Origin of the sequence: Haloarchaeobius marinus (assembly GCF_051207415.1) — an archaeon.
Taxonomy (GTDB): domain Archaea; phylum Halobacteriota; class Halobacteria; order Halobacteriales; family Natrialbaceae; genus Haloarchaeobius.
The window spans coordinates 77,807-98,982 of the sequence record NZ_JBPKGD010000001.1; the positions used below are offsets into that span (position 1 = coordinate 77,807).

At 67.9% G+C, this 21,176-nt stretch carries 21 protein-coding genes; 10 read left to right on the forward strand and 11 right to left on the reverse strand.

The window, feature by feature from the left end; genetic code table 11:
- Positions 1–10: 10 nt before the first annotated feature.
- The 3 genes from ACSC1W_RS00470 to ACSC1W_RS00480 all read right to left on the reverse strand — a co-directional run bounded on the left by ACSC1W_RS00470 (position 11) and on the right by ACSC1W_RS00480 (position 1,941).
- Positions 11–184 (reverse strand): hypothetical protein, encoded by a 174-nt coding sequence (locus ACSC1W_RS00470; protein WP_435344424.1) that lies wholly within the window; start codon positions 182–184, stop codon positions 11–13.
- 79 nt (positions 185–263) lie between these two features.
- Positions 264–1,556: an RNB domain-containing ribonuclease gene (locus tag ACSC1W_RS00475; protein ID WP_435344426.1), complete on the reverse strand. Its 1,293-nt coding sequence runs from the start codon at positions 1,554–1,556 to the stop codon at positions 264–266.
- A 94-nt stretch (positions 1,557–1,650) separates the two neighbouring features.
- A complete protein-coding gene (locus ACSC1W_RS00480; protein WP_435344428.1) occupies positions 1,651–1,941 on the reverse strand; it encodes a DUF7562 family protein in 291 nt (96 codons plus the stop codon).
- 108 nt (positions 1,942–2,049) lie between these two features.
- Here ACSC1W_RS00480 and ACSC1W_RS00485 point away from each other — a divergent pair, with 108 nt between their 5' ends.
- Entirely contained in the window at positions 2,050–2,529 is a 480-nt protein-coding gene (locus tag ACSC1W_RS00485; protein WP_435344429.1) for an RNA-binding protein, read from the forward strand.
- Positions 2,530–2,618: 89 nt separating this feature from the next.
- Here ACSC1W_RS00485 and ACSC1W_RS00490 read toward each other — a convergent pair whose 3' ends face one another.
- Positions 2,619–4,403 (reverse strand): S8 family serine peptidase, encoded by a 1,785-nt coding sequence (locus tag ACSC1W_RS00490; RefSeq protein ID WP_435344431.1) that lies wholly within the window; start codon positions 4,401–4,403, stop codon positions 2,619–2,621.
- Positions 4,404–4,634: 231 nt separating this feature from the next.
- Between ACSC1W_RS00490 and ACSC1W_RS00495 the strand changes: the two genes are divergently transcribed.
- Entirely contained in the window at positions 4,635–4,994 is a 360-nt protein-coding gene (locus ACSC1W_RS00495; RefSeq protein WP_435344433.1) for a cell division protein SepF, read from the forward strand.
- A gap of 256 nt (positions 4,995–5,250) precedes the next feature.
- Here the strand turns inward: ACSC1W_RS00495 and ACSC1W_RS00500 are convergent, their stop codons facing one another.
- The 3 genes from ACSC1W_RS00500 to ACSC1W_RS00510 form a co-directional block, all read right to left on the reverse strand.
- On the reverse strand, positions 5,251–5,619 hold the full coding sequence (locus ACSC1W_RS00500; protein ID WP_435344435.1) for a NifU family protein: 369 nt from the start codon (positions 5,617–5,619) through the stop codon (positions 5,251–5,253).
- 100 nt (positions 5,620–5,719) lie between these two features.
- Positions 5,720–7,270, reverse strand: a complete 1,551-nt coding sequence (locus ACSC1W_RS00505) for an LVIVD repeat-containing protein (protein ID WP_435344436.1) — start codon at positions 7,268–7,270, stop codon at positions 5,720–5,722.
- Positions 7,271–7,377: 107 nt separating this feature from the next.
- Positions 7,378–8,355, reverse strand: a complete 978-nt coding sequence (locus tag ACSC1W_RS00510) for an ROK family protein (protein WP_435344438.1) — start codon at positions 8,353–8,355, stop codon at positions 7,378–7,380.
- Between the two features lie 117 nt (positions 8,356–8,472).
- Between ACSC1W_RS00510 and ACSC1W_RS00515 the strand changes: the two genes are divergently transcribed.
- A complete protein-coding gene (locus ACSC1W_RS00515) occupies positions 8,473–9,222 on the forward strand; it encodes an SDR family NAD(P)-dependent oxidoreductase (RefSeq protein WP_435344440.1) in 750 nt (249 codons plus the stop codon).
- 79 nt (positions 9,223–9,301) lie between these two features.
- Here ACSC1W_RS00515 and ACSC1W_RS00520 read toward each other — a convergent pair whose 3' ends face one another.
- The gene (locus tag ACSC1W_RS00520; RefSeq protein ID WP_435344442.1) at positions 9,302–9,883 is read right to left on the reverse strand and encodes an LURP-one-related/scramblase family protein; all 582 of its coding nucleotides are present in this window, start codon (positions 9,881–9,883) and stop codon (positions 9,302–9,304) included.
- A 125-nt stretch (positions 9,884–10,008) separates the two neighbouring features.
- Between ACSC1W_RS00520 and uvrA the strand changes: the two genes are divergently transcribed.
- From uvrA to ACSC1W_RS00550, 6 genes are all read left to right on the forward strand, one after another.
- Positions 10,009–13,005 (forward strand): excinuclease ABC subunit UvrA, encoded by a 2,997-nt coding sequence (gene uvrA / locus ACSC1W_RS00525; protein WP_435344444.1) that lies wholly within the window; start codon positions 10,009–10,011, stop codon positions 13,003–13,005.
- A gap of 41 nt (positions 13,006–13,046) precedes the next feature.
- Entirely contained in the window at positions 13,047–13,457 is a 411-nt protein-coding gene (locus ACSC1W_RS00530; RefSeq protein WP_435344446.1) for a GNAT family N-acetyltransferase, read from the forward strand.
- 248 nt (positions 13,458–13,705) lie between these two features.
- A complete protein-coding gene (locus ACSC1W_RS00535) occupies positions 13,706–15,124 on the forward strand; it encodes a sulfatase (RefSeq protein WP_435344448.1) in 1,419 nt (472 codons plus the stop codon).
- Positions 15,125–15,168: 44 nt separating this feature from the next.
- The gene (locus ACSC1W_RS00540) at positions 15,169–16,113 is read left to right on the forward strand and encodes a WD40/YVTN/BNR-like repeat-containing protein (protein ID WP_435344450.1); all 945 of its coding nucleotides are present in this window, start codon (positions 15,169–15,171) and stop codon (positions 16,111–16,113) included.
- Positions 16,114–16,155: 42 nt separating this feature from the next.
- Positions 16,156–17,238, forward strand: coding sequence for a geranylgeranyl reductase family protein (locus tag ACSC1W_RS00545; protein ID WP_435344452.1), 1,083 nt, complete (start codon positions 16,156–16,158; stop codon positions 17,236–17,238).
- A gap of 40 nt (positions 17,239–17,278) precedes the next feature.
- The gene (locus tag ACSC1W_RS00550) at positions 17,279–18,187 is read left to right on the forward strand and encodes a metallophosphoesterase (RefSeq protein ID WP_435344453.1); all 909 of its coding nucleotides are present in this window, start codon (positions 17,279–17,281) and stop codon (positions 18,185–18,187) included.
- Here the strand turns inward: ACSC1W_RS00550 and ygfZ are convergent.
- The 3 genes from ygfZ to ACSC1W_RS00565 form a co-directional block, all read right to left on the reverse strand.
- Positions 18,169–19,269 carry a CAF17-like 4Fe-4S cluster assembly/insertion protein YgfZ gene (gene ygfZ / locus ACSC1W_RS00555; RefSeq protein WP_435344455.1) on the reverse strand — a complete coding sequence of 367 codons (1,101 nt, stop codon included), beginning with the start codon at positions 19,267–19,269 and terminating at the stop codon, positions 18,169–18,171. The two genes, ACSC1W_RS00550 and ygfZ, sit on opposite strands and share 19 nt — an antisense overlap.
- Positions 19,270–19,390: 121 nt before the next feature.
- The gene (locus ACSC1W_RS00560) at positions 19,391–19,780 is read right to left on the reverse strand and encodes a DUF5611 family protein (RefSeq protein WP_435344457.1); all 390 of its coding nucleotides are present in this window, start codon (positions 19,778–19,780) and stop codon (positions 19,391–19,393) included.
- A 37-nt stretch (positions 19,781–19,817) separates the two neighbouring features.
- Positions 19,818–20,741: a DUF7093 family protein gene (locus ACSC1W_RS00565; protein WP_435344458.1), complete on the reverse strand. Its 924-nt coding sequence runs from the start codon at positions 20,739–20,741 to the stop codon at positions 19,818–19,820.
- 134 nt (positions 20,742–20,875) lie between these two features.
- Between ACSC1W_RS00565 and ACSC1W_RS00570 the strand changes: the two genes are divergently transcribed.
- Positions 20,876–21,172, forward strand: coding sequence for a DUF6432 family protein (locus ACSC1W_RS00570; RefSeq protein WP_435344460.1), 297 nt, complete (start codon positions 20,876–20,878; stop codon positions 21,170–21,172).
- Positions 21,173–21,176 lie beyond the last annotated feature (4 nt).

A 21,176-nucleotide genomic window follows, 5' to 3' on the forward strand; every position in this document is an offset into this window, starting at 1 on the left:
CGCCGCCGACTCACCACACCGCCGTATCGTCGGGCTTGACGACCTCCTCGTCGACCACCGCGTAGCAGTTCGCGTAGGGGACGAACGCGGCGAACTTCCCGTCGAGGTAGCACTCGATGCCGTTCTCGGTCTGCTCGTATCGCTCACACTCGATCTGTCCCTCCGGAAGTACGACGCGGTACATACCAGCCAGTACGCGCTCGACGGGTAAGTGCGTAGTCCGACCTGTCAACGAAGACTGAACGTTCGCGTCTCCGGGGACGTCACTCCTCGTCGTCCTCGACGACCTCGATGCCGCGGTTGTTCACGGCGTCGGGGTCGAGTCCGACCTCCTGGAGGAACTGCTTGTACTCGCGCTCGCACTGCTCTGCGGCCTTCTGCTTGTCGGAGGCGCGCTGACAGAGCGCGGCGAGGTCCTCGGGCACGTCGTTCGTGTAGACGATCCAGTGGTTGATGAGGTCCGAGAGCCGCCGGATGGGCGAGGTGAAGTGCCCGTAGATGTCGAAGTTGAGCGCGTGGTGGCCGCCGAAGGGGTCGGACATGTACTTCGCACGGGGCATGACCTTCATCACGGCCCACTGAATCTTCCCGAGTTGACGGTCCGGGGCCTGTTCGAGCGTCGCGTTGACCGCCTTCCGGGGGTCGTCCCAGGAGCTGCCGGGGATGCTCACGCCGTCGAGGTCCTGTATCTCGACCAGCGCCTTGTCCCACTCGTCGGGCGTGGGCTGTGGGTGGACGCGGTACATCGCCTCGACGCCGCGGTTCCACATGAGTTCGTGGGTGACGGCCTTGTTCGCCTTGAGCATGCACTCCTCGATGATGGTGTGTGCGCGGTCCCGCCGGGGGTTGAGCACCAGCGAGCCGTCCTCCTTGCGCTGTTCGTGCATCCGGTCGGCGACGTCGAACACGAGGGATATCTCCTCGTGGAGGGCGGCGTCGGGTTCGTCGAGGCGGTCCTCGGTCTGGGTGTAGGTGAGGCGCTCGTTCGAGTGGATGACGGACTTGTAGATGTCGATGGACTCGTAACCGAGGTTCTCCTTGTCGAGTTCCATCTCGACGGTGTGGGCGAGTCGGTCCTCCTCGGGGACCAGCGAGCAGACGGTCTCTGCGAGCGTCGGAGGGAGCATGTGGATGGTGTAGGCGGGGAGGTACACCGTGTTCCCCCGTTCGACGGCCTCGCGCCACATCTCGCTCTCGGGATGGACGTAGTGGGTCACGTCGGCGATGTGGACCCAGAGCGTGTACGTCTCCTCGTTCTCGCGGACGGAGATGGCGTCGTCGAAGTCCTGGGCGTCCACGGGGTCGGTCGTCCACGTCGTCAGGTCACGCAGGTCCTCGCGCTCGTCGAGTTCGTCCTGGATCTCCTGCTGGACGCCCTCGGTGCGTTCTTCGGCCTCCTCGAGCACGTCCGGCGGGAAGGCGTCGGCGATCTCGAACTTCTCGAACAGCTCCTCGCGCTTGTTGTCCAGATGGCGCGCGAGTTCCTCGTCTATCTCGACCGGGCCCTGCCCGTCCGCGGTGCCGGCAGCGGCCTGTGCGCTGGCGTCGTCGGTCATAACCCCGGCTACGTAGGGGGGACGGGAAAACGTATCGGGGTGGGTCGACGGGACGACCCGTCGCCGAACCCGTGAACCGCCGTCACGGGCGCGCTCACTCGACGTGCTCGTGCTGGTCGTCGGTCGCGGCCGCGAAGCGAGCGTAGAACTCCTCGCGCGGTACCGTGCCCGCCTCGGCGTCGACCAGCAGGTCTTCGAGGCCGTCTCGCGGCTGGTGGCACTCGGCACGATGACAGGGTTTGCAGAGATACTCGAACTCCTTGTCCTCGCGGTCCCATCGGTCGCCGTACTTGTCGTACTCCCTGGCGTCGGTCCGGTCGACGTCGTCTCCGCACGCGATGCAGGTGACCGAATCACCCGTTCGGTCCCGGCGGGAACCCCACATGATTCGTACAACGACGGGACGGCATATAGCACTTGTCGCGGCGTCCCGGTCGTCCACCGGGTCGGCCAGAGCGGGCCGTTTAAGCGCCTCCCGGTGGACGGGTGAGGTATGCAGGTGAAGTCCCGTCATCACCTCCGGAGCGACGCCGTGAGCGAGGTCGAGTCCGCGGTCGCCGACGCACTCGGCGTCACGCTCGACGGCGACACGTACGAACTGGTCGAACTGGAAGACGCCGCCTTCGACGTCGTCCTCGTCGACGGGGAACCTGTCGTCTTCTACGTCGACGAGGAACCGTTCCTGACGGTCCGTGGTGCGAACGCGAACGAACCGAGTCGTCGGGTCGTCACGGTCGACTCCGGGGCGATATCGTTCGTCTCCGACGGCGCGGACGTGATGCGCCCGGGCATCGTCGAGGCCGACCCGGCCATCGAGGCGGGCGACCTCGTCGCCATCGCTGAGGAGACACACGGGAAGGTACTCGCTGTCGGACGGGCGATGGTCGACGGCGACGAGATGACCGGCGACTCCGGGAAGGTCGTCGAGTCCATACACCACGTCGGCGACGACCTCTACGGCTTCACCGGATAGGTACTGCGACGCTATCGACCGTCGCTCGTCCTCGACGCGATGCTCGTCCGTTCGTCCAGAACCGGGCGAGGCGACGGCAGCGCGTCGTCTCAGGCGCTGACCGTCTGGGACGAACTCGTGGCGTTCCCGGCGCCGTCGGTCACCGTCAGCGTCACGGTGTACGTGGTGCCGCCGCCCTGCTTTATCTTGAAGGAGTCGGACCCGGACGCGGTCGACCCGCTGACCGCCGTGGTCGAACTGTCGCCGGTCTCCTCGACGACCACCTCCACGGACGAGAGGTCGCCGTCCGCGTCAGAGACCGTCCAGTCCGCCGTGATCTCGGCGTGCGGGTTCGGCGACCCCGCCTCAGTCACCGTGTACGAGTCGATGGTCGGAGCGGACGAGGTGCTCTCGTCCGTCGTCACCGTGATGGTGTTGCTGGCGCTGGATTCGTTCCCGGCACCGTCGACCGCGGTGACGTAGAAGTCGTAGGCCGTGTTCGACGAGAGACCGGACACGGTAGCGGTCGTGTCCGTCGACTCCGTGGTCTTCGTGCCGTCGACGTAGACGTTGTAGTGGTCGACGCCCGTGCCGTCGTCGCTGGACGCGTCCCAGTCGAGGTCGACGGACGTGTCAGTGTGGGCCGGCGACGAGAGGTTCGACGGCGCGGTCGGTGCCGTCGTGTCGTCGCTGCCGCCGCCACCGTCGACCGCGGCGACCGCCGCCTCTGCGTCCAGCAGTCCGTAGCCCTGCTCGTTACTGGCGAGGCCGATGTCCTCCGCGCTGTCCTGCAGCGCCGTCCGGGCCTCGCTCGCCGTCGCACCCTGGGCCATCACCTGCGCCCCGGCCCCGGAGACGTGCGGGCACGCCATCGACGTGCCGCTGAAGGTGTCGTAGCCGCCCGGAACGGTGGAATATATCTCACCACCCGGCGCGGCGAGTTCGACCTCCGGGCCGGTCGAGGAGAACGACGAGAGCGAGTCGTCGCTGTCCGTCGAGGAGACGGCGACGACCTCGCTGTAGGCGGCGGGGTAGCCGACGCAGTCCGTACACTCGCCGTCGTTGCCCGCCGCGGCGACGAGGAGGACGCCCTTGTTCGCCGCGTACGTGCAGGCGTCCTTGAGCGTCTGGTCGCCGGATGACGCACCCAGGCTCATGGACGCGACGTCGAAGCCCTGGTCTGCTGCCCACTCGATTCCGGCTGCGACCGAGGACAGGGACCCCGAGCCACAGCCATCGAGCACCTTGCCCGCCCACAGGTTCGCCTCCGTCGAGACGCCGACGACGCCCTCCGTGTTGTCGACGGCGTTGGCGATGCCGGCGCAGTGGGTGCCGTGGTCGTTGTCGTCGTCCCACGCGTGGTTGCAGGTGTTGTCGTTCGTGTTACAACCGAACGGGCCGCCGCCGCCGCTCGCCTCACCACAGCAGTCCGCGGCGAAGCACTTCCCGCCCTGGACGTTCGCCTGCAGGTCGGGGTGGTCGCTGTCGATTCCGGTGTCGAGGATGGCGATGTCGACCCCGCTACCCGTGTCCCCGTTGCCGTGCAGGACGTCCGCGTCGACGCGGTCGACGCCCCACGGGAGGGTCTCTGCGAGCGCGTAGTACTCGCTGTCGGCTTCGACGTATCGGACGTGCGGATTGTTCCGGAGGCCGTCGATAGCCGCCTCCGGGAACCGCCCGGCGACCGCCTTCCCGATCTGGCCGAAGTCGAACTCGTGTCTGACCGAAGTGGCCCGTTCTCTGGCCGTCGCCAGTCCGTGGTCGGAACTGACGCCGACGACGTAGTCGCCGACGTCGTCCGCCGAGGCGGTGCCGACGACCGTCGCCGCGACGAGTCCACTGCTCACGCCACTCAGCATCGAACGCCGAGAAAGGTGATTGGTATTCTCTGTCATCCATACTGTCGTTCGGGAGTGTGATTTAAATAACTGAACACTATCTATCCACTATTCAGCGATAGACCGGACTATACGGCCCGATCTCGTATCCAACCGTCGCCACGTCACACGCCGACGACGGTCGCGCTACGGTGCCCTCGAACGGTCGTGGCTCACTCGCCGTCGCCGTCCCGTCGGCCACTGCGTCTGACGCAAGAACTAATTGGGTGCCGACAGACTGTGACGGGTATGGGGTTCATGGCAAAGATTCTCGGCGGCCGAGGCTCTCACAGCACCGAGGACTATCTCGAACTCGACCTCGACGACTTCGACACCGTCTCCGGCGACGCGGCACTGCAGGTCCACATCGCCGAGGTGGCCGGGCAGGCGGACGCCATCGACATCAAGGACGCCGTCTACGACGGCGACCTCGTCATCGCCGACATCACCCGCCTGCGAACCGAGGACCGTACCGTCGAACACATCGTCGACGAACTCAGGCAGGTCGCGAGGGAGGTCGACGGCGACATCGTCCAGAAGGGCGACGACCAGATAATCGTCACGCCGACGGGTGTGAAGATCAGTCGGGAGAAACTCGGCCACGACTGACGACTCGATACACGTTCTGACGACCCGACACACGTTCCGTTCTCGCCCGGACTCCTCCTCGACTCGCTTCCGGACCGTCCCCCAGTTCAAGTAGGGAGCCGCGCCCAGACCCGGTGTCACACCGGGACAAACCGCGCGGGTGTCGAGGCGGGTGTGCGGCGCGCCCCGCGCGGACGACCACGCGCCGCCTGTTCGCAACGTCGCCTACCGATGCGTCTCCTCGGAATCAGGAACCGCGACCCGACCGTCCCCCGGGTCAGAGGTGGTCCTTGCCCGGGTTCGAGGACCCCCAGTCGCCTCGCCCGCCCTCGGTCCGGTCGATTCCCATGATGGACTCGGCCTGCTCGACGCCGAGGGACTCACCGCTCTCGGGGACCCGGACCGTCACGTCCTCTATCTCGGGCCAGCGCAACAGTTCGGCCTCGATGTTGCCCGTCGTGATGTCGGCGACGCCACAGCCACTGCACCCCCCGCCGAGTTCGACGACGACCTCGCCGGTCTCGGGGTCGGCCGTCCGGACGGAACTGGTCCCGCCGTGCATCTGGATGATGGGCATCTCCCGGGCCAGCCACTGCTCGACGCGGTCCGCGAGTGGTTCGTCGGTCTCGGGGGCGTCGGTACTCATTAGCTGACGGTAGGGGTTCGGAGGGTGAGAAAGCTTTGGGTCTCCGTCGCACGATTCGACAGGAACGTCCGTGACAGACTGTCGGGGTCGACCGACGGGCCTACTCGTCGTGCTCCCGAAGGAACCGGGACGCACCGAGACCGAGACCGGCGACGGCGGCGAGGACGCCGAAGCCGGGCGTCGAACCACTGCTGGCACCGTCGGTAATGGTCCCGGTCGGGTCGTCGGAGGGACTCGTCTTTGGACTCGTCTCCGCCGGCGTCGTAGTCTGCCTGCTGGTCGTGTCGTCCCCGTCGCCGGTCGACCCGCCCGAAGCGGTGCCGGTCGTGGGCTCCCCCTCGAAGTCTCCCGGCAGGTCGACGTAGAACTCGTTCTCGGAGTCGAACAGGGGGTCCGCCTCGACGATCTCGGAGGATGGAGACGACTGCTCGGCTTGCTCGTCGGAGAACAGGAGGAGTCCCGTCCGTTCGGAAGAGGGAACCGGGTAGGAGGTCGCGGCGAAGAAATCGACGGCCTCCGTGGTCCGGGCCGTCCAGAAGCCGTAGGCCGGGTCGCGCCACCAGGACAGTTGGGAGGGGTTCGCCGGGTCGGAGACGTCGAAGGTCTTCACGCCGCCCTGGTACCAGGAGGTGTAGAGCCGGTCGCCCTGGAACTGGAAGTTGTGCGAGGTGGTCCAGGTCCCCGACCGGGTCGCGTCGCCGTTCTCTGGCTGTGGCGGGTTGATGTCCGAGAGGTGGGTCGGGTCGGTCGGGTCGGTGATGTCGTACAGCGAGATACCGCCGGGGCCGCCCTGGCCGTCGTCGAGCTGGGCGTCCCACGACTCGACGCCGACGCCGAGGACGGTCGCGTCGTCGTCGACGGCGACGTAGTGGGCGTTCCCCCGCGGTTCCGTGTAGTCGATTCCCGCACGCGTGCCTTCCCACTCGAGGAGGTCCTCGAAGGCGTAGTCACCGATGCGGGACACGAACTCGGGGTTCGCGGGGTCGGACACGTCTACGAGGAACGTTCCCGCGTCCCAGTAGGCACAGTAGGCGATACCGTCCTGGACCCACACGTCGTGGAGGACCTTGCCGGGGACCTGGCTCCAGCGTGAGTCGAGGTCCTGCGAGGGGGACCACTGGCCGACCTGCTCGAACTCCTCGTTCGAGACGTCTATCACGTTCAGATAGGTCGCCTCCCGGGTGTTCCCGGTCAGGTAGACGACGTCGTCGAGGATGAACGAGTTGTGGTTTCCGTGGGGCGTGTCGAAGAACTCGCCGACCTGGGAGGGGTTCGCGGGGTCGCTCACGTCGTAGAGGAAGAAGCCTCGCGGGCCACCGCCCTGTGCGGCCGTCGGGACGAGGAGGCTGGTCCCGTCGACCTTGACGTCGAGGATCTGCTGGACCTGCGTTCCACTCGACGTCTCCAGGGGACGCTGTTCGGAGAGGACGGCGGGGTTCGCGGGGTCGGACACGTCGACGGTGAGGAAGCCGGAATCGCCGGCGACGTAGGCCGTCGACCCGTCGTCGCTCAGGACGACTTCGGCGGCGTGCCCGATCTCGAGCTCGCCGACCGGTTCGAAGGGCGCCGACCCACGGGCAGTGACGCTCTGGCCGAGCGCACCGGCGGCGAGTGCGCTGGCGCTCGCGTGGAGGACATCTCTACGTTCCATACCCACACCTCTGGGCCGTCCGACAGTAAAGTTTCACGATGCTCACGTATTCGTGTCGGATGCGAGGTGTCACGTCGAACGGCGCGGGCCGCGGTCCGGCATCTCCCTCACCGGCGTACCTTCGACCTATCACCTGTCCCACGTGTCAGCGCGCTAGCCAGCGCGCCCTTGACGACGACGTCGTCCCCGAGCGTGGTCAACTGGATGTCGGGGATGTTCGTCATCACCATGTCGTCGATGCGCTCGCGGATGGGGTCGAGCACGAGGTCGGCGTTATTGAGCGCGACGGCGCCGCCGATGTAGACGACGATGGGGGCGAACGAGTGGACGACGTTGCTGACGCCGATGGTGTTCCAGTGGGCGAGCTGGTCGACGACGTGGTCCGCGAAGTCGTCCTCGCCGACGGCGTCGAACACGTCCTTCGCCGTGAAGTCCGGGTCGTCGAGCGGGAGGACCGTCTCGAAGTGGGGGTCGTCCTCGGCGAGCAACCGTGCGTACCTCGGGACGTTGTTGCCCGAACAGTACGCCTCCCAGTGGCCGTCCTTCCCGCAGCCACAGGTGAGTCGACCCTGTGGGTCGACGACGTAGTGACCCACCTCGCCCGCGTTGCCGTCCCAGCCCGAGATGACGGAGCCGTCGATGCAGACGCCGGCCCCGATACCCGAGGAGATGGTGATGTAGGCCATGTCGTCGGGGTTCTGCTCGGCGTGAAAGCGCTCGCCGATGCAACCGGCGGCGGTGTCGTTGTGGAGGTACACCCGTTCGCTGTCGATGAGTTTGCCGATGGGGCCGGTCAGTGGGATGCGGTCGACCGTGTTCGGCAGGTTCGCCGGGTCCTCGACGGCACCTTCCGCGAGGTCGAGCGGCCCGATGGAGCCGATACCGCAGGCGCGAACGGCCGTCGGTTCGACGCCGGCGTCCGTGCAGGCGCGCCGGAGCGCGTCCAGCACTGCCTCGGTGATGGCGATACCAGTCGGTCCCTGTGGCGTGCTCGTGCGGTACGACCCCAGGATGCGGGCGTCGTCGTCGCCGACGACCGCCCGGACGTTCGTCGCGCCGAGGTCGACGCCCGCGTACGTTGCCATGCTACGAATGAAACGGTCTGGCGGACACTTAAGCGGTTAGATTTACTCGCCACCGAGTACGGCTCGTGTCGACGAGTCGAACTGACCGTTTTTGCCCACGGGGACCGAAGTCGGGGCATGCTCGACGTCAACCTCGACGGACGCGTCGCACTCGTCACCGGGAGCGCAACGGGAATCGGCAGGGAGGTACTCCTCTCGCTGGCCGACCGCGGCGCGTCGGTCGCCGTCCACTACCGGACCAGCGCGGACGAGGCCGATGCGACGGCGGCCGACGCGGCCGCACGCTCGGAAGCGGGCGACGAGGCCGTCACGACCGTCCAGGGCGACGTGACCGACCCGGACGACGTCGACGACGTGTTCGACGCGGTCGAGGCCGAACTCGGTACGGTCGACGTGCTCGTGAACAACGTCGGCGCGTTCGCGCCACGGCACTGGGAAGAGATCGACGTCGAGACGTGGCACCGGGTCTTCGCGACGAACGTCCACGCGACGTACCTCTGCTGTCGCCGGGCACTCCCGGCCATGCGGGAGTCCGGCGACGCCCGAATCGTCAACGTCGGCTACGCCTCCAGCGAGAGGGGCCTCATCAACCCGAAGAACGCACCGTACTTCATGGCCAAGGCTGGCGTGTTGATGTTCACGCGGATGCTCGCCGCCGACACGCAGGACGACGGCGTCACGGTCAACGCGGTGTCGCCGTACGTCGTCGAGAACTCGGACGAGTTCCCCGACGACCTCCCGCGGGGGCGTCCGGCCGGGTTCGAGGACGTGATACAGGCCGTGCTGTTCTTCCTCGACGCAGACTCCGGGTACATCAGCGGCGAGAACGTCGAGGTCGACGGCGGGTGGTTGCCCGAACGGGTGTAGCGTCGCCGGTGTGGGCGCGTGGACGACGGGTTCTGCCCGCGAATCGTCGACCGGGTAGGCTGGTCGCTCGGCGGCGGCGCTAGTTCCCCTGGATGGCGTCGATCACCATCGCGGCGGCGACGATCGGTTCCTTCGGCACGTCGCTCGCGTCGTCGATGACGATCTCGTACTCGTCCCGCAGCGAGAACTGACCGTCTATGTTGCCGACGTGGTCGCCGTCCGCGTCGGTGATCTCGTACTTGTGTGGAATCCACTCCCCGAAGGGGATGTAGTTCCGCGCGAGGGTCACGGCGGCACCGCGGGAGTCGATTCGGGCGAGTACCTCCTCGGTCTGGGCGTCCCGGACTCGCCACGTGTCCTGCATGATGGAGAAGTCGTTGTCGAGGACGACGAGGTCCTCGCCGGTCTGGGCGTCGGTCAGCATGTAGTTCCCGGCGACGTCGAAGACGCCGCCGGCCTTGACGGTGAACACCTCGCTCCCGTCGCCGTCGGTGAACGGGAACTCCTCTTTCATCTTGAACAACTTCTGCTTGCCCTTCAGGACGGTCCGCCCGGAGGAATCGGACGCTTCGTACTTGTTGCGGATGAGGCTCTGGACGACCCTGTACCGGTCGTCAGAGAGGTCGACTCCCTGGATGTCGTAGCCGGATGGAGTGCTCATGCCGAACACTGTTCTGGTACCGGTACTTAAAATATTGCACGTCGACTCGGAATCGAACTCCGCCCGGGGACGCCCGCACCCGCAACCGACAGCGTTTCACTACCGCAGGCCCCAGGGGGGTACAGATGAGCAAGGACTACATCGAGGTCAGGGGTGCGGAGGAGCACAACCTGAAGGACCTCGACGTGCGTATCCCACGCGAGCAGTTCAACGTGGTGACGGGGCTGTCCGGGTCGGGCAAGTCTTCGCTCGCGTTCGAGACGGTGTACGCGGAGGGCCAGCGACGCTACATCGAGTCGCTCTCGGCGTACGCACGGAACTTCCTGGGCCAGATGGACAAACCGCAGGTAGAGACGGTCGAGGGACTGTCGCCGGCCATCTCCATCGACCAGAAGAACGCGGCGAACAACCCCCGTTCGACCGTCGGCACGGTCACCGAACTCCACGACTACCTCCGACTGCTGTACGCACGGGTCGGTACGCCGCATTGCCCCGAGTGTGGTCGCGAGGTGGGCGAACAGTCGGCCGAGACGATGGTCTCGCGCCTGCTGGAACTCCCCGAGGGCACCCGGGCGAAGATCGCTGCGCCCATCGTGCGCGACCAGAAGGGCGCGTTCGAGGACCGCTTCGACGAACTCGTCAGCGAGGGCTACGCCCGCGTCGAGGTCGACGGCGAGGAGTACGACCTGACGACCGAGCGACCGGACCTCGACGAGAACTACGACCACACCATCGACGTCGTCGTCGACCGGGTGAAACTCAGTTCCGAGGCACGGCCGCGCATCACCGACTCCGTCGAGACCGCACTCGACGAGGCCGACGGCGTGTTGAAACTCGTCCTCCCCGACCCGCCGGCGGGCGTCGACATCGGCGGGAGCGAGACGCGCTCGACGGGCGACCTCGCGGACGCGAGCGAGGACGACGACGCCGAGGACGCGACGGCCGACGACCGCCTCGTCCTCGAGTTCTCGGAGGACCTCGCGTGTACGCACTGCGGCATCGACTTCACCGAGATAGAGACGCGCTCGTTCTCGTTCAACTCGCCCCACGGCGCCTGCCCGGAGTGCGAGGGCATCGGCGAGACGAAGGAGGTCAGCGAGCGCCGCGTCGTCGTCGACGAGTCGAAACCGCTCAAGCACGTCTTCGAGCCCTGGAGCTACAACCGGTCGTACTACCGGACGAGACTCGACGCCGTCGCCGCCCACTTCGACGTGTCGCTGGAGACGCCGTTCGAGGACCTCGACGAGGAGGTACAGCGCCAGTTCCTCTACGGCACCGACGACGAGGTGCTGTTCAAGCGCCAGACGAAGAACGGCATCCGACGCAAGGAGAAACGCTTCGAGGGCATCATCCCGAACCTCGAACGGCGGTACGTCGAGACCGACTCGCAGGGCACCCGCGACCACATCGAGGAGTACATGTCGGTCACGGAGTGTCCGGCCTGTGACGGCACTCGACTCAAGCCGGCCTCGCGCTCGGTGTTCGTCGCCGGCACCGCCATCTCGGAGGTGAACCGGATGAGCATCGGCGACGCCCTGGAGCACTTCGACGGACTCGAGGCCGAACTCGACGAACGCCAGACGACCATCGCCGAGGAGATACTGAAGGAGATTCGCGCCCGACTCGGGTTCATGACCGAGGTCGGCCTGGAGTACCTCACTCTCGACCGCGAGGCGTCGACGCTCTCGGGCGGCGAGTCCCAGCGCATCCGACTGGCGACGCAGGTCGGGTCCGGCCTGGTCGGCGTGCTGTACGTCCTCGACGAGCCATCCATCGGCCTGCACCAGCGCGACAACGACAAACTGCTCGACACGCTGGAGGGCCTGCGCGACCTCGGGAACACGCTCATCGTCGTCGAACACGACGAGGAGACGATGCGCCGCGCCGACAACGTCATCGACATGGGTCCCGGCCCGGGCAAGCGCGGCGGTGAAGTCGTGGTGCAGGGCGACTTCGACGAGGTCGTCGCCTGCGACGACAGCGTCACGGGGGACTTCCTCTCCGGACGCAAGCAGATTCCCGTCCCTGAGACGCGACGTAGTCCAGACGAGTTCCTCACGGTCCGTGGGGCACGACAGCACAACCTCGACGACGTCGACGTCGACGTCCCGCTCGGCTGTTTCACGGCCATCACGGGCGTCTCCGGGTCGGGCAAGTCGACGCTGATGCACGACGTGCTCTACAAGGGGCTGGCCCGCCGGATGAACGACAACACGTCCGTCAACCCCGGCGAGCACGACGACATCGAGGGCATCGAACACGTCGAGACCGTACGCCTCATCGACCAGTCACCGATCGGCCGCACGCCGCGGTCCAACCCGGCCACCTACACCGGCATCTTCGACTACGTGCGCGAACTGTTCGCCGAGACGAAGCTGTCGAAACAGCGCGGCTACGAGAAGGGCCGGTTCTCGTTCAACGTCAAGGGCGGCCGGTGCGAGGAGTGTGGCGGGCAGGGGACCGTAAAGATAGAGATGAACTTCCTCTCGGACGTGTACGTCCCCTGTGAGGAGTGCGAGGGCGCGCGGTACAACGACGCGACGCTCGACGTGACCTACAAGGGCAAGACCATCGCCGACGTACTCGACATGAGCGTCGAGGAGGCCCACGACTTCTTCGAGTCCTCCTCGCGCCTGCGCCGCCGGCTGAAACTGCTCAAGGACGTCGGCCTCGACTACATGACCCTCGGACAGCCGTCGACCACGCTCTCGGGCGGCGAGGCCCAGCGCATCAAACTCGCCGAGGAACTCGGCAAGCGCGACACCGGCAACACGCTCTACCTGCTGGACGAACCGACGACGGGCTTGCACTCCGCCGACGAGAAGAAACTCATCGACGTCCTGCACCGCCTCGTCGACAACGACAACAGCGTCGTCGTCATCGAGCACGAACTCGACCTCGTGAAGAACGCCGACCACGTGGTCGACCTCGGTCCCGAGGGCGGCGAACACGGTGGCGAGGTCGTCGCCACCGGCACGCCCGAGTCGGTCGCCGAGACCGACGCCTCCCACACCGGCCGGTACCTGCGCGACCTCCTCCCCGGCGTGGACGCCGAGGGACCACGCGGCCAGCGCGTCGAACCCGAGACGCGAGAGATGGCGACACCGGTCGACGACGACTGACGAGCGGGCGTTTCTTCGTGCGGCGGGTCCAGAATCGACGTATGGAGATCCGCGAGCTGACGAGCGACGCCGAGCGACGCGCTGGCGTCCCCATCCTCCGACAGCTGTGGACCGACCGCGAACCGGACGCAGTGTTCGCGTGGACCGGCGACGACGACTACACCCTGTTCGGCGGGTACGTCGACGGCGAACTCGTCGCCGTCGCCGGTGTCGTGGTCACGACCGTCCTCCACCACGTTCGCCACGCGTGGCTCTACGACCTCGTCGTGGACGAGGACCACCGCGGCGAGGGCCACGGCACCGAACTCGTCCGCTTCGTCGAGGACTGGGCCGCGGACCGGGACTGCGAGCGGGTCGCGCTCGCGTCACCGCGCGAGAAGGAGGCCACACACCGGTTCTACGAGAACCGCGACTACGAGCGATGGGGGTACGTCATCGAGCGGGACATCTGACCGTCGACTCCTCCGACCGACGGTTCATATACCAGCACGCACCCACACCCGGCGTGCCCTGACCGTCGCCTCCGACGGGGAGCGGGTGTGCGACACGTCGTCGGAGGACCGCCGACCCGTGTCGCCTGTTCGCCCCCACGTAGTTCGTGCAACCGTCTCCCGTCGACTATATAGTTCGCTCCCGATAGCTATTTCTCCCCACCCCCGCTACTGACGGCCGAGTGGCCGGGTTCCCCGGCCAGAAACGTATGTCTACGGACGCACGAGCCACTGTCCTGATAACTGTCGACTCGTTGCGAGCGGACGCCGTCGATCTCGAATCGGGGTCGTCGCACACGCCAACCCTGCAATCGCTGGCCGACCGGGCGACCGTCTTCGAGAACGCATTCGCGCAGGGAAACTGGACGCCGTTCTCCTTCCCCAGCATCCTCGGTGGGACGCCGGTGTTCGCAGAGGGCCCACGAATCGGCGTCGGGACTGGCCCGACGCTCGCCGAGACGCTCCGGCGCTCCGGAGTCGAGACCGGCGGGTTCAACGCCTCGAACGGGTTCCTCACCGCGTACTGGGGGTACGACCGGGGATTCGACGCCTTCGAGACCTTCCACGCCGAGGCGTCGAACCCGGTGAGCAAGTTCTTCTCGGCGCACCCGACCTGGCAGGCCTGGGCACAGTTCGCGACCCAGCCAGCACGGTCAACCGTCCGGAAACTACGCGGCGAGGAGACGTATCCCGCCGAGAACACCTCCCGGATGCGGGACGTAGAGAACGCCGCCGTCTCGTTCATCGAGGACGCCGACGGTTCGTTCTTCTGCTGGATTCACTACATGGACACCCACACGCCGTACGTCCCTGCGCCGGCGAACGTCCGCGAAGTCACGGACGAGGACTTCGGCACACTCCGGATGATCAGCCCGCACGTACACACCGGTCTCGGACGCGAGGTGGGGCCCGAGACGCTGTCCGACCTCCGGACCCTCTACCGGGCCGCGGCCCACCAGGTCGACCAGAGCATCGGCCGAGTTATCGATGCGCTGGAACGCGAGGGCATCCGCGAGGAGACGTGCGTCGTCGTCGCTGGCGACCACGGCGAGGAGTTCATGGAGCACGGACACCTCTCGCACTATCCGAAACTCTACCGGGAACTCGTCGACGTTCCGTTCATCGTCGACGTCCCGGACGCACCTGCTCGGCGGGTCGACGGCCCCGTCGCGCTCGACGCCATCCCGCCGACGGTCTGTGACGTCCACGACGTCCCGACGCCCGCGCGCTTCACCGGCGACAGCGTCCGGCCGACGGTCGTCGACGGCGAGGACCCGGACCAGGCGCCGGTCGTCTCGGTCACCGTCCGTGGGGACTCCGTCACGCAGCAGCCGATTCCCCGGAACCTCGACGACGGCGATGCCGTCGTGAGCGTCCGTGACGCGGACTGGACGTACATCGAACACCCCGGTGCGGACGCCCGCGAACTGTACGACCGGCGTGTCGACCCCGAGGAGCAGGACGACTGCTGGCCAGCGGCCAGCGACGCCGACGGCGTCCAGTCGCTCTGTCGCGTCGCCGAGCGTCGCTTCGACGCGCTGGAGACGGTCGCCGCCGGCGGTGATGACGAGCGAGAGTCGGTTCCGGACGACATCGAGGACCGTCTCAGCGCACTCGGCTACCGCTAGGTCGGGGACCGAGAGTTTTGAGGGGAGGGCACGTACCCGTAGCCATGCAGTACGTCGCACTGGACGACGCGCTCCTGACCGTCGTCGACGGGGCGGTCACCGACAGGTTCGATGGCCACGGGTTCGAGTGCGTGGCGGCCGACCGCGGGAGCGTCTTCGCCGGAACGTTCGACGCCGGCCTCTGGCGCTCCGATGGCCAGCGATGGGTCAGCATCGGGGAGTCGCTCCCGTCGTCGGTGACCGCCGTCGCGCTCGACCCACACGCTCCCGACGGCGTCTGGGCCGGGACCGAGCCGAGTCGCGTCTTCTACTCGCCCGACGGCGGCGACAGCTGGACGGAACGGCCGGGCCTGACCGACCTCCCGTCGGCCGACGAGTGGTACTTCCCGCCGCGACCGGACACGCACCACGTGCGCTGGCTCGAACCGGACCCGCACCGCGAGGGCCGTCTCTACGTCGGCATCGAGGCGGGCGCCCTGGTCGTGACCGACGACGCCGGCGAGTCCTGGAGCGAACGGCCCGAGGGGAGTCGCCGGGACAACCACCAGCTCGCCACGCACCACGAGGCCGCCGGGCGAGTGTACAGTGCGGCCGGCGACGGCTACGCCGAGAGCACCGACCACGGGCGAACCTGGACCCAGCCCCAGTCCGGACTCGACCACCGCTACTGCTGGAGCGTCGCCGCCGACCCGGCCGACCCCGACCTCCGTCTCGTCTCGGCGGCCTCGGGCGCCTCCCGGGCCCACCGCGCCGGGACGGCGGAGAGCTACGTCTACCGGAAGCGCGGTGACGACCCCTGGGAGGTGGCGATGGAGGGCCTGCCGGAACCGTCGGGCTTCCGCCGCCCCGTCCTCGCGCCGGCAGGACCGGGCGCGTTCTTCGCCGCGGCCGACGACGGCCTCTACCGGAGCGACGACGAGGGCTGGTCGTGGAACCGGGCCGTCACCTGGGACGAGACCGGCCCTGTCCGCGGCCTGGCCGTCCGGTGACGACGAGGAAGGTATTTACCTCCGACCGACCATCCGACGGACATGTACGACTTCGTCGTCGTCGGGGCCGGCCCCGCCGGCTCCCGGTTCGCCCGCCGTGCGAGCGCGGCCGGGCACGACGTGCTCGCCCTGGAGCAGGGCCGCGTCGGCGAACCGCTGGCGTGTTCGGGCCACGTGAGCACCGACATCTGGGAGTTCACTGGCCCGGACGCCGCCACCGACCTCCGCCAGAACGAGGTGTACGGCGCGCGCTTTCACGTCGGCGGCCCCCACTCCGAGGCTCACGAGTTCTACAAGCGGGAGGTCGTCTCGAACGTCATCGACCGGGTCGGCCTCGACCGCCACCTCGCGGAACTCGCGCGCGAGGCCGGTGCCGACCTCCGGGAGCGACACACGGTCACCGAGGTGACCGAGGAACGCGACGGTGTCACCGTCACGGCCCGCGGTCCGGACGGCGTCGAGACCCACGAGGCCAGGATGGTCGTCGGCGCGGACGGCCCGACCTCCCGCGTGCGCCGCGACCTCGGCCTGCCGGACCCCGGCGAGTTGCTCCACGGCGTCCTCGGGTTCGACGAGGAACCCGACGACCAGAACTACGTCGACGTCCACCTGACCGCGCCACGGTTCTTCGCGTGGCGCATCCCCCGTGGCGACGCCGGTATCGAGTACGGACTCGCGTGCCCGCCGGGTGCACAGGTCAACGAACTGTTCGACGAACTCGTCGCGGGCTACGGGGCGGACGTCTCGAAGCGCTGCTCCGGGCTCATCCCGGTCGGCCCGCCGGACGTGGTGACGACGCGCCGTGGCCTCCTGCTCGGTGACGCCGCCGCCCAGACCAAGCCGTTCACCGGCGGTGGCATCCTCTACGGTATGACGGCGGCCGACCACGCCGTCCGGACGGTCGACCCCGGCGACCCCCGGACCCTCGCGGACTACGAGGAGGCGTGGCGCGACGACCTCTCACGCGAGATACGACTCGGGCACCTCATCCGGCGGGCGTACTCGCTCCCGGAACCGGTCCAGACCCTTGGCCTGTCGGCGGTCTCCGGCGAGATCGGCGTCCACATGGACAGGCCGACCTCGGTCTTCTCGGCCGAACACGTGAGGAAACTGCTCTCCCGCTGAAACCGCCGCGGTTTTGTGTCCCCGCTGCTAGCCGCGTGCAATGACCGACGGCCACGACAGTCCCTACGACACCGTCGCCGCGCTCCCCGGGTCGCCGACTGTCGTGAGCCTGAGCGACGTCCACGGCCACCTCGACCGGGCGCGGAGCGCGCTCCTGACGCTCAGCGACCACGGGGAGTTCGAGCCGGTGGTCGAGGCTGGCGTGGACGGTCGCCTCCACTGGGCGGGCAACGACTACGTGCTCGTGTTCAACGGGGACCTCATCGACCGCGGCCCGGACTCGGAGGAGTGCGTCGCCCTCGCGAGACGACTGCGCGAGGAGGCCCCAACCGGGCGGGTCCGCTACCTCCTCGGCAACCACGAGACGTTCCTCCTGCAACCGCCGGCCCCGGAGCGCGACCGCTGGTACTGCGACCGTGTGGGCGACGAGGAACGGCGGCGATTCTACGACGAGATACTCGCGGGCGAGGTGACGGTCGCGTACGAGGGCTACGAGCACACGTTCGTCCACGCGGGTGCGGCCGCGGGCGTCGACGCGGCGGCCGCGAACGAGGCCCTGTGGGACGCGGCGACGCAACTGCGACACGCCGTCGGGACCGACCGGGACGCGGCCGTGCACAGCCAGGTCTTCCGCGAGTTCGACCGCGTCTTCATGTACGGAGACGACACCGTGTACAGCGGTCGCGGACCGACCGCGGGCATCCTCTGGCTGGACTTCCAGCACCTGCCCGGCGACGCGCCGCCGCAGGTGGTCGGACATAGCCGCCACGAGGAGGTGACGCGCGACGGGAACGTGGTCTGTGGCGACGTCGTCCTCGACAACGTCGGGTCGCCGGGCGGCGAGGCCGTGGTCGTCGAGACGCCGACGTCGCTCTGGGCACTGGCGCGCGATGCAGACGGTGGCGTCACCTGGACGGTGGTGAAGGCGGACTACGACGACGTCACGTAGGTCGGCACCCGCGCCGACCGGTCGCTCCCATCGACGAACGGCAGGTCGGCGAGTGCTGCGGCGACGTCGTCGCCCTCGTACCGGACCGACAGGTCACCCCCGGCGTCGGCGGCGTCCCAGTCGACGTAGGCGAACGCGATGGGGCGCTCCAGACTCGGACTCTCGACGGCGCGGGTGACCTCGCCGACGACGCCGTCGCCGTCGAAGACGGCCGCACCGGATTCGGGGACGGCCTCGGGTTCGAGACCGACCAGTCGCTTCGACGGTCGACCGCGGTTCTCGACGCGGGAGACGACCTCCTGGCCGACGTAACAGCCCTTCTCGAAGTCCAGCGCGTTCCGGACGCCGGCGACGTTCGGGATGTAGCCCTCCAGTTCGGTCTCGAAGGTCGGCGTCCCGGCCTCGAGGGTGAGCGCGTCCCACGTCCGGTAGCCGAACGGTGCGGCGTTCAGGCCGTGGTTGACCAGCGCGTCGAACACCTCCCCGGCGGCGTCGGCGGTGCAGACGACCTCGTAGCCCTCGTCGCCGGCCGGGGCGTCGGTTCTGACCACCGTCACGCCGGCGTCGCCGATGGCCCCCCGGACGAACGACAGGTGCCGGTCGGGGCTGGCAGCGCCGTTCAGGACGCTCGCGACCTTCTCGGTCGACTTCGGCCCGTGGACGCCGAAGGTGGCGAAGTCGTCCGTGGCGACCCGGACCTCGACGTCCTGGATGAACACCTTCTCCGCCCACTCCTCGGCGACGGGGGCGGCACGCTGTGGCGGCGTGAACAGCAGGAGTCGCTCGCCGGCGTTGTACACGTACATGTCCGTCTCGATGCCGCCCTGCGGGTCGAGCAAGAGCGCGTAACAGCCCTCGCCGTCCTCGTCGGGGACGCGGTTCGACACCGCGTTGTCGACGAACTCGACGCGGTCGTCGCCCGTGACGACGACGACGCCGTAGGCGAGTTCCAGCACGCCGACGACCTTGCGGACCGCGTGGTGGACGCGCTCTGGCCGACCGTAGTGGTCGACGACGCGACGCCCGCCGCGCTCTGTGAACGTGGCTCCGTGGTCCGCGTGGACCGACTCGATGACCGTCATCTCTCGGCGGAGGTTGGGACCGTCTGCGGGTAAAGGCTCCTGTTCGGGGCGATGTACGTCGGCCGGGTGGACGCTACGCTACCGGGGCAGTCGCGCTGGCGAGAAGGGATAGCTCGGGAACTCAGGCGTCGACGTCGTGGTCGGCGCTGTCCTCGACGGACCGCTTCATCGACTTGCGTCGGGACTTGGCGTCCCGGCCCGTCGCTTCGAGGAGGAAATCGTTCTTCTTCGAGACGGCGTCGCCGGCGGCTTCGAGTTCGTCGGGTCCGAGTTCGGTCGGGTCCCGTTCGTGGAACTCGACGGCGAGTTTGTCCTTCTTGCCGGAGTATTCGACCGCACCGACGACGATCCGTTCGAACACGGGGTTCGACGGGTCCTCGATGACGAAGAGGTCACTACCCTTGTAGTCCTGTGTCCCGGATATCGGTCCGAAGTACTCCTCGACGGTCCCCTTCAGGTCCGGAATTCGTTCCTCGAGGTACTCGCCGCGGCGCATCTTGTACTCCTTCATGACTGGCACATAGACAGGCGGGTGTTTACCAGTTTCGTCACTGCGTCGACTCCGAGAGGTACCCCCGCCTGCACTCAGGGCAGATGTCCCCGGCCCGGAGCGACGAACGGGCCCGACTCTCGGCGTTGCCACACGCCGGGCAGACGAGTTCCGCGTCGGCGCTGGCGGGCGTCCCCTCCGTCGGGGACGAGACCTCGCCCGCACTGGTGATGCCGGTCGGCCCGCGACCGGACTGCGGCGAGGGTGCCGCGTTCTCGTCGATGAACTCCGCGTCGTACCCCTCCGACGTGCCGGCGGCGGTGTCGAACTCGGCCGGGGCGGCCTCGCTGGGGTCGACCGACCCCGAATCGTCGTCGGGGGTGCCGACGGCGTCGCCCTCCTGTCCGGGCCACTCCCGGTCGTCATCCGACGGGGCTGGTTCGTCCGTCTCGTGTGCGGGCCACTCGCCGTGGGCGCGCTCGTCGGTCTGCTCGTCCTCGCTCGGCAGGATGATGCCGTCGTCGGTGGCCGGGTCGGCGTGTGGGTCGGTCGGACCGCCGGCGTCCGTCGCCGTCGATTCCTCGACGAACTCCGCGTCGTCCGTCGCTTCGACCCCCTCGGTCGTCGACTCGTCTTCGTCGACCGACTCCCCCTCGGCGTCGACGATGACCGCACCGTCGTCGTCGTCGTCGGCCTCGGGGTCTGCTGGCGTCTCGTCGTCCGCGTCCGTCTCGAAGATGTTGTCGTCCGGGTCGGCCTCGCCGGGGGAATCGTCGTCGGCAGTCTGCGTGGTGGCCTCGTCGGTCTGGTCTTCGGTCGTCGTGACCTCGGTATTCTCGCTGACGAGGTTGCGTGCGTCACACCGCGAGCAGACCTCGTACTCGCGGACCGTGAGCACGACCTCGCTGCCCCGCTCGTCGCGGTCGTCCTCCAGTTCCGTCTCGCTCCAGTCGTGACCGCGAAGCGAACAGATGAGACCCATTGTGACGGAGGTACCCCGTCCGTTCGTAAAAGGGTACTGGCGTGTCTGACGCGCTGGCAGGCGCGGTCGTCGTCGCTCCGCCACGGCCACGACAGGGGTAAGCGTCAAATCGTATCCACTCCAAGGTGAACGTGATGAAGGCAAAGCGGGAGTATCGGGACCGGGACGACATCGACGTGTCGGTTCTCGACGCCCTCGTCGACCGTCACAACGACGGGATGACCGTGTTCGAACTGCGCTCACACGTGGAGGAGGACATCGACGACCTGGAGCAGTCGCTGGCCGGACTCAAGGAGGACGACCTGATATCGGTCGAACAGGACGGGTCGCGGACGGTCATCAAACCGGCCGACGAGGTGGTTCCCGATCCCGAGGACCTCACGGAAGACCCATCACTCGTCGAGGAGATTCGAAAACGACTGCCGTTCTGACCAC

Bases quoted from the DNA above. Each gene is read 5' to 3' on its own strand.
- ACSC1W_RS00470 (WP_435344424.1), bottom strand. From the start codon at position 184: ATGTACCGCGTCGTACTTCCGGAGGGACAGATCGAGTGTGAGCGATAC.
- ACSC1W_RS00475 (WP_435344426.1), bottom strand. From the start codon at position 1,556: ATGACCGACGACGCCAGCGCACAGGCCGCTGCCGGCACCGCGGACGGG.
- ACSC1W_RS00480 (WP_435344428.1), bottom strand. From the start codon at position 1,941: ATGTGGGGTTCCCGCCGGGACCGAACGGGTGATTCGGTCACCTGCATC.
- ACSC1W_RS00485 (WP_435344429.1), top strand. From the start codon at position 2,050: ATGCAGGTGAAGTCCCGTCATCACCTCCGGAGCGACGCCGTGAGCGAG.
- ACSC1W_RS00490 (WP_435344431.1), bottom strand. From the start codon at position 4,403: ATGACAGAGAATACCAATCACCTTTCTCGGCGTTCGATGCTGAGTGGC.
- ACSC1W_RS00495 (WP_435344433.1), top strand. From the start codon at position 4,635: ATGGGGTTCATGGCAAAGATTCTCGGCGGCCGAGGCTCTCACAGCACC.
- ACSC1W_RS00500 (WP_435344435.1), bottom strand. From the start codon at position 5,619: ATGAGTACCGACGCCCCCGAGACCGACGAACCACTCGCGGACCGCGTC.
- ACSC1W_RS00505 (WP_435344436.1), bottom strand. From the start codon at position 7,270: ATGGAACGTAGAGATGTCCTCCACGCGAGCGCCAGCGCACTCGCCGCC.
- ACSC1W_RS00510 (WP_435344438.1), bottom strand. From the start codon at position 8,355: ATGGCAACGTACGCGGGCGTCGACCTCGGCGCGACGAACGTCCGGGCG.
- ACSC1W_RS00515 (WP_435344440.1), top strand. From the start codon at position 8,473: ATGCTCGACGTCAACCTCGACGGACGCGTCGCACTCGTCACCGGGAGC.
- ACSC1W_RS00520 (WP_435344442.1), bottom strand. From the start codon at position 9,883: ATGAGCACTCCATCCGGCTACGACATCCAGGGAGTCGACCTCTCTGAC.
- uvrA (WP_435344444.1), top strand. From the start codon at position 10,009: ATGAGCAAGGACTACATCGAGGTCAGGGGTGCGGAGGAGCACAACCTG.
- ACSC1W_RS00530 (WP_435344446.1), top strand. From the start codon at position 13,047: ATGGAGATCCGCGAGCTGACGAGCGACGCCGAGCGACGCGCTGGCGTC.
- ACSC1W_RS00535 (WP_435344448.1), top strand. From the start codon at position 13,706: ATGTCTACGGACGCACGAGCCACTGTCCTGATAACTGTCGACTCGTTG.
- ACSC1W_RS00540 (WP_435344450.1), top strand. From the start codon at position 15,169: ATGCAGTACGTCGCACTGGACGACGCGCTCCTGACCGTCGTCGACGGG.
- ACSC1W_RS00545 (WP_435344452.1), top strand. From the start codon at position 16,156: ATGTACGACTTCGTCGTCGTCGGGGCCGGCCCCGCCGGCTCCCGGTTC.
- ACSC1W_RS00550 (WP_435344453.1), top strand. From the start codon at position 17,279: ATGACCGACGGCCACGACAGTCCCTACGACACCGTCGCCGCGCTCCCC.
- ygfZ (WP_435344455.1), bottom strand. From the start codon at position 19,269: ATGACGGTCATCGAGTCGGTCCACGCGGACCACGGAGCCACGTTCACA.
- ACSC1W_RS00560 (WP_435344457.1), bottom strand. From the start codon at position 19,780: ATGAAGGAGTACAAGATGCGCCGCGGCGAGTACCTCGAGGAACGAATT.
- ACSC1W_RS00565 (WP_435344458.1), bottom strand. From the start codon at position 20,741: ATGGGTCTCATCTGTTCGCTTCGCGGTCACGACTGGAGCGAGACGGAA.
- ACSC1W_RS00570 (WP_435344460.1), top strand. From the start codon at position 20,876: ATGAAGGCAAAGCGGGAGTATCGGGACCGGGACGACATCGACGTGTCG.